Source organism: Bariatricus sp. HCP28S3_A7 (assembly GCF_052066375.1).
GTDB lineage: Bacteria > Bacillota > Clostridia > Lachnospirales > Lachnospiraceae > Allocoprococcus.
Map to the genome: position 1 here is coordinate 1 of NZ_JBQHSG010000015.1, position 15,189 is coordinate 15,189.

General features: G+C 45.7%; 15 protein-coding genes and 1 tRNA gene. 3 read left to right on the plus strand and 13 right to left on the minus strand.

The window, feature by feature from the left end:
- Window positions 1-176 precede the first annotated feature (176 nt).
- Entirely contained in the window at window positions 177-1,439 is a 1,263-nt protein-coding gene (locus ACTNA4_RS10760) for a peptidoglycan-binding protein (protein WP_441029974.1), read from the plus strand.
- A gap of 49 nt (window positions 1,440-1,488) precedes the next feature.
- Here the strand turns inward: ACTNA4_RS10760 and ACTNA4_RS10765 are convergent, their stop codons facing one another.
- Both ACTNA4_RS10765 and ACTNA4_RS10770 read right to left on the minus strand, forming a co-directional pair.
- On the minus strand, window positions 1,489-2,976 hold the full coding sequence (locus ACTNA4_RS10765) for a DUF975 family protein (protein ID WP_441029976.1): 1,488 nt from the start codon (window positions 2,974-2,976) through the stop codon (window positions 1,489-1,491).
- An 82-nt stretch (window positions 2,977-3,058) separates the two neighbouring features.
- On the minus strand, window positions 3,059-4,249 hold the full coding sequence (locus tag ACTNA4_RS10770) for a metallophosphoesterase (protein ID WP_441029978.1): 1,191 nt from the start codon (window positions 4,247-4,249) through the stop codon (window positions 3,059-3,061).
- Between the two features lie 251 nt (window positions 4,250-4,500).
- Between ACTNA4_RS10770 and ACTNA4_RS10775 the strand changes: the two genes are divergently transcribed.
- Window positions 4,501-4,707 (plus strand): small, acid-soluble spore protein, alpha/beta type, encoded by a 207-nt coding sequence (locus ACTNA4_RS10775; RefSeq protein ID WP_441029980.1) that lies wholly within the window; start codon window positions 4,501-4,503, stop codon window positions 4,705-4,707.
- Between the two features lie 171 nt (window positions 4,708-4,878).
- Window positions 4,879-4,951, plus strand: a tRNA-Thr gene (locus ACTNA4_RS10780).
- A 148-nt stretch (window positions 4,952-5,099) separates the two neighbouring features.
- On the opposite strand, the gene recG is transcribed toward ACTNA4_RS10780, so the two are convergent.
- The 11 genes from recG to ACTNA4_RS10835 all read right to left on the minus strand — a co-directional run bounded on the left by recG (window position 5,100) and on the right by ACTNA4_RS10835 (window position 15,188).
- Window positions 5,100-7,160, minus strand: a complete 2,061-nt coding sequence (gene recG, locus ACTNA4_RS10785; RefSeq protein WP_441029982.1) for an ATP-dependent DNA helicase RecG — start codon at window positions 7,158-7,160, stop codon at window positions 5,100-5,102.
- Window positions 7,161-7,274: 114 nt separating this feature from the next.
- Window positions 7,275-8,948, minus strand: a complete 1,674-nt coding sequence (locus tag ACTNA4_RS10790; RefSeq protein WP_441029984.1) for a DAK2 domain-containing protein — start codon at window positions 8,946-8,948, stop codon at window positions 7,275-7,277.
- 17 nt (window positions 8,949-8,965) lie between these two features.
- A complete protein-coding gene (locus tag ACTNA4_RS10795; protein WP_427805789.1) occupies window positions 8,966-9,325 on the minus strand; it encodes an Asp23/Gls24 family envelope stress response protein in 360 nt (119 codons plus the stop codon).
- A gap of 204 nt (window positions 9,326-9,529) precedes the next feature.
- Window positions 9,530-9,718 (minus strand): 50S ribosomal protein L28, encoded by a 189-nt coding sequence (gene rpmB / locus ACTNA4_RS10800; RefSeq protein WP_427805790.1) that lies wholly within the window; start codon window positions 9,716-9,718, stop codon window positions 9,530-9,532.
- A gap of 95 nt (window positions 9,719-9,813) precedes the next feature.
- A complete protein-coding gene (locus ACTNA4_RS10805; protein ID WP_441029986.1) occupies window positions 9,814-10,554 on the minus strand; it encodes a CpsD/CapB family tyrosine-protein kinase in 741 nt (246 codons plus the stop codon).
- 4 nt (window positions 10,555-10,558) lie between these two features.
- Window positions 10,559-11,266, minus strand: a complete 708-nt coding sequence (locus ACTNA4_RS10810; protein ID WP_441029988.1) for a CpsB/CapC family capsule biosynthesis tyrosine phosphatase — start codon at window positions 11,264-11,266, stop codon at window positions 10,559-10,561.
- Between the two features lie 93 nt (window positions 11,267-11,359).
- Window positions 11,360-11,932 (minus strand): hypothetical protein, encoded by a 573-nt coding sequence (locus ACTNA4_RS10815; protein ID WP_441029990.1) that lies wholly within the window; start codon window positions 11,930-11,932, stop codon window positions 11,360-11,362.
- A 77-nt stretch (window positions 11,933-12,009) separates the two neighbouring features.
- A complete protein-coding gene (locus ACTNA4_RS10820; protein ID WP_441029992.1) occupies window positions 12,010-12,987 on the minus strand; it encodes an LCP family protein in 978 nt (325 codons plus the stop codon).
- On the minus strand, window positions 12,977-13,744 hold the full coding sequence (srtB, locus tag ACTNA4_RS10825) for a class B sortase (protein WP_441029994.1): 768 nt from the start codon (window positions 13,742-13,744) through the stop codon (window positions 12,977-12,979). The genes ACTNA4_RS10820 and srtB overlap by 11 nt, the downstream gene beginning before the upstream one ends.
- 3 nt (window positions 13,745-13,747) lie before the next feature.
- Window positions 13,748-14,491 (minus strand): YveK family protein, encoded by a 744-nt coding sequence (locus ACTNA4_RS10830; RefSeq protein ID WP_441029996.1) that lies wholly within the window; start codon window positions 14,489-14,491, stop codon window positions 13,748-13,750.
- Window positions 14,492-14,636: 145 nt separating this feature from the next.
- Window positions 14,637-15,188 (minus strand): hypothetical protein, encoded by a 552-nt coding sequence (locus tag ACTNA4_RS10835; RefSeq protein ID WP_441029998.1) that lies wholly within the window; start codon window positions 15,186-15,188, stop codon window positions 14,637-14,639.
- Window position 15,189: the final 1 nt, after the last annotated feature.

The window sequence follows — 15,189 nt, forward strand, 5'->3', positions numbered from 1 at the left end:
CTTCCTAAGATATCTCTATTATACAGCAAGTAAACCATTTAGGCTTGTATTTACTGCAAAATATATGAACTTTTCAAGGTACTATAGAGGGGCTTTTGACCCCAATATCATTTTTTTCACAATATGAAGAAATCAGAATATATTATTCATAACAGCATTCTTGTGAGGTTTTCCATATGAATTTTCTCAAAACAATGCAGGAGAATTCGTCCTATCACGGCAAGCTTCAGGTGTCGGTCACTTCCCAGATCAATGCACGTCCCATAGCAGACGCCACCATCCAAATCTCCTATTCCGGTGTCCCGGAAAATACCATTGAGAAGCTGACCACCAACTCGTCCGGTCAGACGGATACCATCGAACTTGCATCCCCTCCTCTCGAATACAGCCTGAACCCTTCCATCGAGGAACAACCCTATTCCGAATACACCCTGAACGTTTCCGCCCCTGGATACGAACCGGTCAGCATTTCCGGTGCCGAGATCCTTGCGGATGTCACAGCGCTCCAGAATGTACGCATGCGGCCCATCGAGCCGGAACAGCCGCCGGAGATCTTCGTGATTCCGGCCCATACACTCTACGGTGTCTATCCTCCCAAAATTCCCGAGGATGAGATCAAGCCGGTCAACGAAACCGGAGAAATCGTCCTGAGCCGCGTCGTTGTGCCGGAGTACATCGTCGTCCACGACGGTTCACCCAGGGATTCCACCGCCCAAAACTACTACGTCAAGTATAAAGATTACATTAAAAATGTGGCTTCCAGCGAGATTTATGCCACCTGGCCTGAAAATACGATCCGGGCAAATGTGCTCGCGATCATGTCCTTCACTCTGAACCGTGTCTATACGGAATGGTACCGGAATCAGGGCTATGATTTTACAATCACCTCTTCCACCGCCTACGATCACAAATGGATTCCGGAGCGGAACATTTACGATACGATTTCTGCAATCGTAGATGAGCTTTTCGGGAATTACCTCTCCCGCCCGAATGTGCGTCAGCCGATCCTGACCCAGTACTGTGACGGAAGGCAAGTGCAGTGCCCGAACTGGATGGTTCAGTGGGGAAGTATGGCACTTGGTGAGCAGGGCTATACACCAATCGAGATCCTGCGCTATTATTACGGTGACAATATGTATATCAATACTGCTCAGGAGATCTCCGGGATTCCTTCGTCCTGGCCCGGGTATACACTGGGGATCGGATCGTCCGGCGAAAAGGTTCGCCAGATGCAGGAACAACTGAATGTGATCTCAGATGCGTATCCGGCGATACCGAAAATTGCCGCGGACGGAATCTATGGTCCTGCCACTGCGGAAGCCGTCCGCGTCTTCCAATCCGTTTTCGGGCTGCCACAGACCGGCACCGTCGATTACCCGACCTGGTACAAAATTTCCGAAATCTATGTCGGTGTATCACGGATTGCCGAACTAATCTAACACCGAAACAAAAAGGATGCCGTTAAAAGCGACATCCTTTTTTTCTCATTTATCCAATATACTCTTGGGGCATATATCCCAGCACCACCTGCTTCTCATTTCCCACGCTTCCGCTCTCATAATCCGTAATTCCTTTTCCCACATTCGGATGTTTGGATGAATAAATACTATCTGCCATAAACACGAAAAGGAGAACTTCCCAAATCCATCCGACAAAGGACATCGCGAAGAAAATCCAGACTATAGACCAGATAGAATAGCACCTGGTACAGTTCAGACTTCCCACCCAGCTTCGTTTCTGCTGCTCCGGAATCGCAGAAAGTCTGGTAGGATAACTTTGGCCATCCTGTTCTTTCCTTGCATAATAGGACCGGATCTTCCTTGACTGGTATGCTTCGAAATTCCGTTCCATTTCGCTGTTTCCAAACGTAATCCCGAATACCACCGCAAAGAATCTGCGAACCTTGGAAATTTCTCCCTGTATCTCAAAGGTCTCTTCCCTCATTTTCAGAACATCTTCATAGGCCTGCTTGAGGACCGCTTCCTCAGGAACTTCAATCAGATAAGTATCATTTAACAGATCTGCATTCGGAATCTGATTTTCCTTCGCAAGTCGTCTAAGCTCTGCATAATATTCGGTAAATGCAGCTATTTTATAAGGATTGGAATAGAAAATCTCCGAAAGGCTGAAGGTTAGCATACCAAGAATCGTCCATCCCAGAAACGACATCTCAAATTTAAAGCACTCCCATTTGTGTCCATTCATCATCTTTCTGGAAAGTGTGATCGCATCATTGGGTTTGATCCCCGGATTTTCAGCCACAATGTACGGAACCATAAAGTAGGAATATCGTTTGATGATCCCTCCCACGATCGTAAATGTCCACAGCATGTCATAGAATCCCATGAGACACATCGTCATCGACGCGCGGAACCATTGCTTTACCTTCACCAGAAACAATGCCCGGTTGATATGTACATCATCGTAGTTCATCCCTTCAAGGAACAGTCTTCGCATGATCACACGGTAAGTCCAGATCCCGAAAATATAAACACTGACATAGAGTGCCAGACCCAATATAATTAAAATCACCACCGCAATATTATCCGAATGAACAATCGAACTGAGTGCCACTGCCATGGAAACAAACGCATTACCGGAAGTAACACTATTTACAATAGAAGAGAGAATACCTCGGCTCCTTCCCATAACTGCCCCCATATTCTGCTTTGACTTCTCCACACTGGTATCGATCTCTTTCTGCGCTTTCTCCCGCATGGCTTCTTTATTTCCGGCAGCGATTTCTTCCATCACTTCCAGAAATCGTCCGGTGATCTCACCCTCTCCTGTGACGTTCGTTTTCACGTCATCAACCGCCGTATCATATTCCAGATCCGTATCCGACTGCGCATCGGTCAGTGACAGTGAAAAATCCACCCCGATCACACCAGCCAGAAGACAGATAGCCACAAACACGCCATAGTGCTTCTTCAGCACCTTCCGAGCAGCATGTTTCATTTCTTTCCTTTTCCTCATTCGTTTCCACCTCTTCATTCCTTGAAATTCTATGATAACTCTTTTACAAAATAACTGTAATTCTTGTGCATCTCATAAATCCCTATTGAAACTCCAGATCAATCTCGCACACTTCGCTCTTCGAATCTACCCGCATCGCCGGCCCGTAGACACCGATTCCCGAAGTAACAATACTGTGAAGCTCTCCCTTCTTCAGGTACCCATAAGGGTTCTCCCAGAACAGATGGATCGTCCATGTTCCGGGCCACACCTGACCGTCATGCGTATGTCCGCAGAGCTGCATATCCGCCCCGGCTTCCGATAGCTCCTCAATCTCTCTCGGCTCATGCTCCAGAATGAAAACCGGTTTTGATTCATCCAATTCCGCCATGATCTCTTCCGGTGATTTGCGCTGTTCGATCCCTCTGCCCGGCCTCTCATAATCCGGTCGCCCCACCAAATAGAAGGAATCATCGATCAGCACACTCTCATCCCGCAAAAGCGTGATCTTCGCATCTTCCAGAAACCGATCCATTCTCGGATCACTTTCTTTCTTCTTATCGTTCGGAAAGGTAAATCCCACCAGAATCTTTTCCTCAATATCATGATTTCCATAACAGGCATACACACCATATCTACTCTTGATCTCTCTCAAAATACTGCAGATCTCATCCGGCTCCTCGATTGCCTCATATTCATTGTCAAAAATGTCACCGGCAATCAAAACAAGATCCGCATTCATCGCGTTGATCTTATCCACCATTTCTCTGACATGATACACACCCACGCTGTATCCCAGATGCAGATCCGCCGCAAGTGCAATCTTCAGATGATCATTTTTACCTCCGTCTTTTTCAATTTTCACTTGATAAGATGTCGTCCGCACATATCTCGCATTGAAGATTCCGTAAAGACTGAAAGCCGCTATGATACCAATACACAAAGTTCCCGACACAACAACAAATTTTCTTGACCGTAGCATATCCGTCGAAATCCGGCGTGAACGTTTGATCAGGAACCGCAGCAGTTCCACAATCAGAACCGTCAGCACAATATACAGCAGAACCCCCAGCCAGTAATTCCCAATCCGCTTCAATAATCTCTGCACCGCCGACACCGGAAGCAGGAAACTGATAAGAATCGAAGCGGAGAAAAATGAATAAACTGCAATCACAGCAATCTTCATCCATTTTTTCCGGAACAGACGGTGGCAGGCACTCATCCAATAAAACAGCCAACGACAAATGAAAATACTAAATACAATGTAGATCGGTATCAGAAACAGCGCAATCATAAAATTTTCCCTCATCCCTTATAAATGTCTTCATACAAAAACATTTTATCATTCACTATATTATCTGACAAGGATATATGTACATGATGTAAAATTATGAGCAAAAATAATTCGCTCTCACAATCACCCAGTTTTAACAGCAACTTCCAGTTTAAGACTTTCTTTTCTCCATATACTATCATCGTAACATCTAAAAAGAAGTTACAGCTAAAAATGAAATTGAAAATTCATTACAGAAGGAGGAAATTGAAATGACAAGTCGTTCATCAAACAGGGCAGCCATTCCAGAAGCAAAAGGCGCTCTTGACAAATTCAAATACGAGGTTGCCAGCGAACTGGGTGTACCGTTATCCGATGGATATAACGGAGACCTGACTTCAAGACAGAATGGTTCTGTTGGCGGATATATGGTTAAGAAAATGATCGAACAGCAGGAAAAACAGATGGCAGGTAAATAGCGCCAAAGCAATCGGGCGATAAAGCCGGGAAATATCCGCTCTCCTTTTCTAAGGGAAGGGAGAGGCGGATATTTTCTGATGTTCATCATAATCATCATAATCTTTTAAAAAAAACTATTGCATTTTGTTCAGAATTTGTTATAATAATTTTGTTACTGCGAAGGAGTACTTGCTGGAATAGCTCAGTCGGTAGAGCACTTCACTCGTAATGAAGGGGTCGTCGGTTCAAGTCCGATTTCCAGCTTTATTTATCCAGTATCCTTATCAGTATTACCTAATAGAGCTTCCCTTATCATGGGGAAGTTCTTTTTTTATCCAACAGAAAACATCAAAAATAATGGGGCTAAAAATCGCCCCATTTCTACATTACAGTCATCCACCAGATTCAGACATTACAACGTAGCCTCCAGATCCGCACTCGCACAATACTCTTCCAGATGATGCTTCAATTTCCAATGTTTCTCCATCTCCAGTGCCGGATCCTCATCCAAAATCCTATTTGCCGCATCATTTGCCATTTTCAGCACATCGGCATCCTGGAATACGTCTCCGATGCGGAAATCCATCAGCCCGCTCTGCCGGATTCCAAAAAGGTCGCCGGGGCCGCGCAGTTTCAGGTCTTCATTCGCAATATAAAACCCATCATTGGATTTGTTCAGAATCTCCAGACGTTTTTTCGTCTCTTTTGTCTTGGAACCGCTCATGAAAATGCAGTACGACTGGTGCGCGCCTCGTCCCACACGCCCACGGAGCTGGTGAAGCTGGGCAAGTCCAAAGCGTTCAGCGTTTTCAACCATCATGACCGTCGCGTTCGGCACATTAATTCCGACTTCAATGACCGTCGTGGAAACCAGGATCTGGATCTCGTTCCGGCTGAAGCGCTCCATGATCGAGTCCTTCATAGTCTGTTTCATCTTTCCGTGCAAAGCTTCCACACAGATTCCGTTTCCCATCTCTTCCTGAAGCATGGCAGCGTAATCCATGACATTTTCCGCTTCCATCGCCTCGCTTTCTTCCACCATCGGGCAGATAACGTAGCATTGTCTTCCCGCTGCGACCTGCTTTTTCATAAACTGATAAGCCGTCTGGCGGTAGCTGGTATCCACCACACAATTCTTGATCGGGAGGCGGTTTGCGGGTAGTTCATCGATGACCGAGATGTCCAGATCGCCGTACAGAATAATAGCTAAGGTTCTCGGAATCGGCGTGGCACTCATAACAAGTATGTGCGGGATTTTCCCTTTTCCGGCCAACGCCTCTCTCTGGCGGACGCCGAATCGGTGCTGTTCATCCGTGACAACCAGTGCCAGATTCTGATAAACCACCTTTTCCTGAATCAGCGCGTGCGTTCCTAGAACGATCTGTACTTCACCACTTGCGATCCGCTCGTATGCGAGACGTTTCTCCTTTGCCGTCATGGATCCGGTGAGCAATTCGGCTTTTAGCGGGATATGATAGGTTTCAAACAATTCTGTCACCGACTCATAATGCTGTTTGGCAAGAACCTCCGTCGGTGCCATCATGGCTCCCTGCATCCCGTTCAGTCCTGCGAGCATCAACGCCAGCACCGCGATAATCGTTTTCCCGGAGCCCACATCACCCTGAATCAGGCGCGACATCACATACGGTCCCGTCATTTCCTTTTCGATCTGTTCCCACACCTTTTTCTGAGCGCCGGTCAGTTCATAGGGGAGCGCCGCAAGAAATGCATCCGTCTGGTCTTTCTTCTCGATGGCAAATCCATTTTCCGCCCGTTCACTCTTCTTGCGGGTCTGCCTGAGTGCCAGTATGAAAGTGAGGAATTCTTCAAATACCAGTCGCTGCCGTGCATGATAGAACTCCTGCTTATCCAATGGAAAATGAATTCCGTGCAGCGCATAATTGTATTCGGCCAGGTGGTATTGCATTCTTATATTATTCGGAAGAAAATCGCGGCTCAGATCCAGATAATCCAGGGCCTGGCGCACCGCCTTTGCAACCGCATGGCTGGTGATCCCTGCAGTAAGCGGGTAGATCGGCTGCAGCGTATCCTGCTTCGCCTCATAACTCTCCGGCGGACTGAAAATCTCAGGATGCTCCATGACAAGCTGGCCTTTCTTGTCGATCACGCGCCCCCTGACGATAATCGGAGCACCGCTCTTTAATGTATTTTTCAGAAACGGCATCCGGAACCAGATCACCTTCAGCGTACCGGTCAGATCCTTCACATAGGCTGTCGTCACCTGCATATTTCTCCCGCCGCCCGTCTGGACTCTTCCGTAAATGATGCCTTTGACAGCCTGAACCTTTCCTTCTTCCAGTTCTCCGACACTGACCGGCTCTTCGTACACATCATACCCGCGCGGATAATACCGGAGCAGATCACCGACCGTATATACACCCATTTTCTGGAACAGCTTTTCCGTCTTTTCTCCTATTCCTTTCAGTTCACTGATTCTCGACTGCTCATTCATTTCCAATAATTCCTTTACTTATCAAAAGAATGGGAGTATTCCACAACACTCCCATTCCAACTTACTATTTTCGCTATATTTTATCCAATCTCTCAATCACTCTGATCCCGGGTTCTACTCAACCGCCAGAACATAGTAATAGATCGGCTGTCCGCCGCTGTGCACATCCACATCCATATCCGGATACATTGCTTCCAGATCTGCCGAGAATTTCTCAGCCTCCTCATCGGAAATATCTTCGCCGTAATAAAGGCTGATCAGTTCCGAATCTTCATCGACGAGCTGAGCGAGCATGTCCTTCGTCGTCGTCTCGATTGCAGTGCCGACAGCGAGGATTCCATGATCTCCGATTCCCATGATATCCCCTTCATGGATCTCTTTGTCATCAATGTGTGTATCACGAACCGCGTACGTTACCTGTCCGGTCTTCACATTCTTGATCTCTTCAAGCATAGCCTCTTCATTCTCGGCAGCGCTCAGCTCTGCATTATAATTGATCACAGCCGTAATTCCCTGCGGAACCGTCTTTGTCGGGATCACTACAATATGCTTGTCCGTGGTAAGATCCCGCGCCTGATTCGCTGCCATCACGATATTCTTATTATTCGGAAGAATGAAGATCGTGTCGGCATTGACATGATCGATCGCTGTCAACATATCGTCTGTACTCGGATTCATGGTCTGGCCGCCCTCGATGATATAATCCACACCCAGCTCACGGAAGATCTCATTCAGACCTTCACCGATGGAAACTGCGATAAATCCAACCGGTTTGCGCGGTTCCTGTGCCGCTTTTTCCTTTGCTTCCTCAGCCTGTGCCTTTGCAAGCTTCTCGGCATCCTTGATAAGCTTCTCCTGATGTTCCTCACGCATATTGTCGATCTTCATTCTGGAGAGCTGTCCGAATGTCAGTGCTTTCTGGATCGCAAGTCCCGGATCGTTGGTGTGTACGTGAACCTTGACAACATCATCGTCAGCCACACAGACGATGGAATCGCCAATGGATTCCAGATAAGCCTTGAATCCGACCTCGTCCTCATCCGTAAATTCTTTTTCCAACAAAATGATGAATTCGGTACAATACCCGAACTTGATCTCAGCCGCTGTATCAGCGGAAATCCTGGTCACATTCACGCCGCTCCCCGGTTCGATCGCTTTGTATTCGATCTCTTTTCCGAGAAATGCATCGTATGCTCCGCGGATCACTTCCAAAAGTCCCTGTCCGCCGGAATCCACAACGCCTGCTTCCTTCAGAACCGGCAGCATCTCCGGTGTCTTCTCAAGAACCGCTTCCGCTTCTTTGATGACTTCCGGAAGAAATACCTCCAGATCATCCGTCTCTTCGGCCATCTGTTCCGCCTTCTCCGCGATTCCTCTTGCCACGGTAAGGATCGTTCCTTCCTTCGGCTTCATGACCGCTTTGTAAGCAGTTTCCTTCGCACGAACCAGCGCTTTCGCAAGCGTCGGAACATCGATCTCCTTCTCATCACGGATCGCTTTCGTAAATCCACGGAGAAGCTGGGACAGGATAACACCGGAGTTACCTCTTGCTCCTCGTAATGATCCGGAAGAGATTGCCTTCGCAAGAGATGTCATATCCAGCTTCTCCAGCGCAGTCACCTCTCTGGCAGCCGCCATGATCGTCAGAGACATATTCGTACCCGTATCTCCATCCGGTACCGGAAATACGTTCAGTTCATTGATAAATTCCTTCTTCGCCTCAATATTTTGCGCGCCTGCAAGAAACATCTTAGCAAGCATCTCCACATTGATAGTTTTCGTTGCCACGACAAGATCCTCCTTAATTAGTCGATTACCCGCACACCTTCGATATAGACATTGATCTTATCGACAGTCATTCCGGAAAATTCTTCCACTTTATATTTAACGTTGCTGATCAGGTTCTCCGTAACCGCAGAAATGCTTACCCCATAAGCTACGATCACATGGAAATCCAATGTAATACGATTATCTTCCGTAATGGAAACACGGATTCCTTTTGTAAGGCTCTCCTTCTTCAGAAGCTTTACCAGTCCGTCTTTCACATTCACCATTGCCATTCCAACGATTCCGAAGCACTCTACCGCAACAGAACCTGCATATTTCGCAATGACATCAAGGTCAACCGTAATAATACCTAAATCAGTACTCATACTTCCTTTCATAATCTGTACCTCCAATTCTACGACTCCATATAGGCTTCTATATATTATACTCTATTCAGAACTATTTTACAAGAAAAAGAGAACCTAAGCTGTCAACACTCGGTTCTCTACTTGTCTGAGTATGCAAGATAATTTCAAAATAATCTTTCTCTCTTCCGTTCCAACTCAAATGATCTGCCGGATTCTTCTGCTTCAATCTGATAATTAAGCTCTTTCTACACGACCGGATTTCAAGCAGTTTGTACAAACATACATTTTCTTAACTCCGCCGTTCTCTGTCTTAACTCTTACAGATTTTACATTAGATTTCCACATCTTAGATGATTTTCTATTAGAGTGACTTACGTTGTTTCCGAAGTGAACACTCTTTTCACAAATAGCACATTTAGCCATGATTGCACCTCCTACCGTTCAAATATGTCCAAATATATGGACTCACAACAATGGTTATTTTATCAGATATTGGCGATAAATGCAAGAGAAAAAATCTATTTTGTGGATTTATTTGCTTTTTTAGCTTCATCAACTGAAGCATAGTACTCGCCGTATCCTTTTTTCTTATAGTTCTTACCATAATATTTACTGTAGTAACCCTTATGTTTTTTGCGTTCTACCTTGTTCAGTACAACTCCCAGTATCGCAATTCCCGTGAGTTCCAGTTTGCCTTTCACTTCCTGCGCAAGACGGTATTTGGTCTTGGATGACTCGACAACCATGATCGCTCCGTCGCATTCACGTGCAATAATCGCGGCGTCAATAACAAGGCCCAGAGGCGGACAGTCGATAATCACATAATCATAGGCCTTACGAAGCGAGTCGATCATTCCCTGAAATCTCTTGGACTCCAACAGCTCTGTCGGATTCGGAGCAAGCGGCCCGGACATCAGCAGATGCATCTTCGGAACATTCGTAGCCACGATCGCTTCCGCAAGCGTGCATTGCCCTGAGAGGAAATGTGATATTCCCTTATCGATTTCACTCACCTTTAATTTGGATGCCATCACGGATTTTCTCATATCCGCATCAACCAGAATGACTGTCTTACCCATGTCTGCAATCGCTTCTGTCAGTTCAATCGAAACCGATGTTTTTCCTTCTCCCGGAAGACAGCTGGTCATGAGGATGACCTGTTTGTCATCTCCGCAGAACTGAAGATTCGTACGGAGTGCCCTGATTTCTTCCCGATTTGAATAACTTTTCTGTTCAAGCGTTATATTCACTCTTTTCATCTGATCACCTGTTCTTCAATATATTTAACGGATTATTGAAAAATATCCTTTCTGCATATTGTTTTCCCATTTTTTTCGTAACAAAAGAAGCACATTTCTTCAAATTCAGCTTCCGGTCGCTCGTATTATGCGTATCCGACGCAACAAAATCAACCAGATCCTTCTTCATCAGATCCAGACAGAATTTCCTAAGTTTCCATCCTTCTTCACCAAGAACTGATCCCGCATTCACCTGAACCAATGCTCCCATGTTCTTCAGTTCCTGAATCTTTTCCATTTTCTGACAACAGAAATACCGCTCCACATGTGCGATGATCGGCTGATATCCATGAGTGATCAGCTCGTACACATAATTGCGTATCGTCGGGAACAGATCATTCATCGAGAACTCGATGAGTACATATCTGCTTCCGGCCATAGCAGGTCTTTTTCTGTTATCCATATGCTCTATGATCTGTTCATTCCGATAGTATTCACAGCCAAGGCTCATAGACACACCCATATCATATGCGATATCACGCAAATGGCGATACGAATAAATTACCCTTTTCATTGATGGTTCAAACATCTCCGGACGATAGTGCGGCGTAACGATAACATGCTTTATTCCCTGTCTTCTCATATCTTTCAGAATCTTCAGGGATTCTTCAACGGAATCCGGACCGTCATCAACTTTAGGCAGAATATGACAATGAATGTCAATCAAATTCATTTTTATACTCCTACAAGAAGAAAACTCTTCCCGCGGTCAGATGATCCCGCCGCTAAGAAGAGTTTTTCTTCTAATCATGTACCAAAAACCTAATTAGTTTTCTTTTTTCTTCAGTCCACATACACCTATTAAAGCTGCAAGACCAAGAACTGCTACTGCAGAAACTGCAGATGCGCTTGTCTTCGGAGAAGTAGCTGTTCCGGATGCTAATGTTGTCTTGTCAATAACGAAAGCTACCGGAGATAATGATGTAAATGTACCTGTCATGGTTCCTTCACCAAATGTGGTCGGGATCTTTTCCCATGCTGAACCGTTGTAATGAAGAATTACACCCTTGCTGGAAGCTGTTACACCCTTAACATTGAATGTGATGTCGATCGGGAATTCTGTTCCTTCCGGTACAGAAACATTAACAACAGCAGCAACTGTCATGTTCTCATTGAAATCATCACCGAGAACAGCTTTCAGACCTTCTTCTGTCTTGATCTCTGCCACAGCAGCCTGATCTTCATCAGAAAGTTCGGAAATGGTTACTTCAGCCTTGTCGGATTTTGCACTTGTTACAATTGTGCTTGCTGACGGGCTCGGTGCTGCGAATACGGTCATTCCTACGCATGCTACCATAGCCGCTACAAGTCCAATCGTCTTTAAAACTTTTGATCTCATGACTATTCGTCCTCCTCATAATAAATTTTGTAATACTATTTAGAATTGTATCCTTATCAAATGATACTATAACACATTTAGTTGCTTTTGTAAAATGTTTTTAACACAATTTCTTGTAAACTTTTGTTGTCAACAATAAACTGGGCATGTCCGTCCTTATAAATGATCTCCCCCGGTACTTCCAGCGTGTCGGAATCAATCTCATATTCAGACAAGGCTTTCATCTCGTCTGCAGTCATATTGGTCACCATATACGGTTCCATCTGCTGGTACAGACTCATATACTGGGTGCTTCCCTGCATTCCCTGAAGTTTCTCAATCAGCGCACTCATGAACTGCTGCTGTCTCTTCATACGATCTACATTACTCTCAAGTACATCTATGTCTCTGGTACGGACATATTTCTCGACAAGATCGCCGTTCATAGTCACCGTCTCACCTTTAACAAAAGCCGGATCAATATCCGTATAGTCCTCCGGAATCGTGACCGTGACACCGCCGATGGCATCCGCGGTCCGGATCATCCCCTCCAGCGTAAGAGAAAGATAGGACTGAATATCAACTCCGTACAGAAGCTCTGACACTTTTTCCGCTGTCAGACGGCAGCTGAGCTCTTCCCCGTCACCATACGCATACTGCAGCGCAATCTGTCCCTGCTCGGACATCATCTTCTCTCCCGAAGCAGAATAAATATCGATCTCGACCATGGAATCTCTCGATATCTGCAGGATCTGCGCTTTCCCGGTTTCCCGGTCTGCGACAAGAAGGTTCAGACTGTCACTCTGTCCGTTCTCACCCGGACGGTTTTCTCCGTCTTTGACCTTTTCCTGCCTGTCAATCCCCATAAACAGCACCGTCTGGAGATTCGTGTTCGGACGATACTCAACACCATCCACAACGATCGTACCCGACTGTGATGTCCTGTGGTCTGAATCGGATTCGGACGTTGCTTTCTCCTCCTGCTTTTTGTCATTCAGCATCGTATAACCGACCGCTCCTAGTAACAAACAGCAGATGACCGCAAGGACGATTATGATTATGTTTTTATTTTTCATCTGTCAAAACTGCCTCCACCAATAATCTGTGATCCGATTCTGCCGAAATACAGGTGCTCAGCGTAATGATCCGGTCCTCGATCGATACCTCTACATCATCACAATACTGATTTCTCATATCTCTGGAATTATAGATCGAGTCCAGAAATGCCTGACGTTCACTGTTCATAACAAAATTATAATACTGCATAATATGCTTGTCATCATATACAACAGCCGCGAACACCTTATAGGTGCGGATATGATCCGGCGTGTAGATGACGATCTCACGGTGATCCTTCATAAAATCTGCATCCAGATAACTTCCAAGCTGATGGAACATGGTCTCAACACCCTCGCCCATCTGATGCCCGTAGATCAGAGTATTAAAATCCAGAAAGCTCTTGCTGTTGCAGGCCTGTGTAAAGATCGCGCCTTCCGCAGCACTTTTCCCTTCCCAGGTATGGTTCAGATAATAATTATCGTCGTCATTCTTCTGTACGATCGGATAATCAATCTTCGTTCCGTCAATCCGAATCCATGCATAAACATCCGGATTCGTCTTCTGAAGCACCTCAAAATCGATCGGCACCTGCACCGCTTCTCCCTCCTGATCCGGTTCTGTCTCCGGTATCTCAATCTCCGCTTCTTTTCTCGCTTCTTCGTATGATTCTTCCGTTTTTGAAGCGGAAATATAATGCCAGATCAGATATCCCGCACATCCAACCGCAACCGCAAGAAGCAGAATAATCAAAATCTTTCTTCCCTTTTCTTTCAATAATTAACGCCTCTTTTCCAACGGAAGAGCTGCCAGTGTATGAAGATCCAGATATTTTCTGACATCCTCTTCTGTCTGAATCGTGTCATTTAACAGGTAAATAACCACAATAATGCCCATAGCCAGAACTGCTCCCATAATTCCGCCAAGTGCCGTATTCTTCATCGTACTCGGGCTGGACGGTTTCACCGGTGTTACGGCTTCTTCCACGATCTTCGGCTTATCAGTAGCCATAATATATGCCACACGCTCTGCGGTCACTTCTGCCATGGCATTCGCGATCTCTTTGGCAAGAGTCGGATCTTCATTCTCCACGGTCATCTTGAGAATACGTGTATCAGACGGATTCTGGGTCGTGATCGTACTTACCAGTTCTTCATATGTATAATCCAGATTCAGTTCATCAATGACTTCCTCAACCACCGGACGGCTCTTCGCCAGCACTTCAAAGTCTACTGTAAGCTGTGCCCCCATCTGGATATCGGCAAGGGAAGTCACGCTTGTCGTCTTTGTCAAAATATAGATCTGAGAAGATGCGGAATACATTGGTGTCAGAAGCACCTTCGTTCCACCGAAAGCAAGTCCTGCACCAATCACCATGCAAAGAATGATCACCCATGCCTTCTGCAAAAGCACCTGAAAAAGCTCCAGAAGATCAATCTCCATCTCATCATCATCCTGAACCTTCTGTGGGTTGATCACCCTTACATTCGTCCTTTGTACTTCTTCCTGTCTCAATTCATTCATAACTCAAACTCCTCTTCCTGTCATCTCTCTCGATTTGTGGCTTTTATTGTCTATACATGTCAGTAATCGGCACCATTTTGTTTCCAAGTATAAATAATACTAAAAGTCTCCCGATAAGTCAACAAATTTAGACAAATGATTCTTATCAGCACCGTCTTTTTTTGCGTACAACAAAAAATACAGCGGCAGCAATTGCCGCCGCAGCCACAACAATACCAGAAAAAGGAGATGTATTTTCCGCTTTCTCTATTGTTTCTTTTTTAAATGTTAACGCATATGTAATCTCATGCGGTACGCTCATCGCCGTCGTGTCCGCGATGACCTCCATCTTCCTGTCGTACACATAAACCGGAATCTCAAATACCGAATTACCTTCTTCGTTGACCGGAAGATATTTCTCATCGTTCACGATCATATAATCATAATACCTGCTGCTCCACTGGATTCTGGCACAGGCTGTTCCATCTTTTACCGTCATTTCAGCAGGGGAAGTGATACCCGCTTTTCCCGTTCCGCCCTCCAGTTCCACCTCGATCGTATAGATCCCGTCCTTCATATCGATGGTCTCCGGCTGATCGGGAAGCTCTGATACTTCCTCTTTTTTCTGCATTTCCCGGAGCAGTTTCTTCTTAGCCGCCTTCTCCTGTTCTTTCTCTGCGTCTGTCTGCGCTTCAGCCACTGTATATATTTCTGTCACT

What these genes read in the sequence shown, in the direction of transcription:
- ACTNA4_RS10815 (WP_441029990.1), bottom strand. Translation starts at nt 11,932, where the DNA reads ATGAGATCAAAAGTTTTAAAGACGATTGGACTTGTAGCGGCTATGGTA.
- ACTNA4_RS10775 (WP_441029980.1), top strand. Translation starts at nt 4,501, where the DNA reads ATGACAAGTCGTTCATCAAACAGGGCAGCCATTCCAGAAGCAAAAGGC.
- ACTNA4_RS10760 (WP_441029974.1), top strand. Translation starts at nt 177, where the DNA reads ATGAATTTTCTCAAAACAATGCAGGAGAATTCGTCCTATCACGGCAAG.
- ACTNA4_RS10765 (WP_441029976.1), bottom strand. Translation starts at nt 2,976, where the DNA reads ATGAGGAAAAGGAAAGAAATGAAACATGCTGCTCGGAAGGTGCTGAAG.
- ACTNA4_RS10805 (WP_441029986.1), bottom strand. Translation starts at nt 10,554, where the DNA reads ATGAAAAGAGTGAATATAACGCTTGAACAGAAAAGTTATTCAAATCGG.
- recG (WP_441029982.1), bottom strand. Translation starts at nt 7,160, where the DNA reads ATGAATGAGCAGTCGAGAATCAGTGAACTGAAAGGAATAGGAGAAAAG.
- rpmB (WP_427805790.1), bottom strand. Translation starts at nt 9,718, where the DNA reads ATGGCTAAATGTGCTATTTGTGAAAAGAGTGTTCACTTCGGAAACAAC.
- ACTNA4_RS10795 (WP_427805789.1), bottom strand. Translation starts at nt 9,325, where the DNA reads ATGAAAGGAAGTATGAGTACTGATTTAGGTATTATTACGGTTGACCTT.
- ACTNA4_RS10810 (WP_441029988.1), bottom strand. Translation starts at nt 11,266, where the DNA reads ATGAATTTGATTGACATTCATTGTCATATTCTGCCTAAAGTTGATGAC.
- ACTNA4_RS10770 (WP_441029978.1), bottom strand. Translation starts at nt 4,249, where the DNA reads ATGATTGCGCTGTTTCTGATACCGATCTACATTGTATTTAGTATTTTC.
- ACTNA4_RS10820 (WP_441029992.1), bottom strand. Translation starts at nt 12,987, where the DNA reads ATGAAAAATAAAAACATAATCATAATCGTCCTTGCGGTCATCTGCTGT.
- ACTNA4_RS10830 (WP_441029996.1), bottom strand. Translation starts at nt 14,491, where the DNA reads ATGAATGAATTGAGACAGGAAGAAGTACAAAGGACGAATGTAAGGGTG.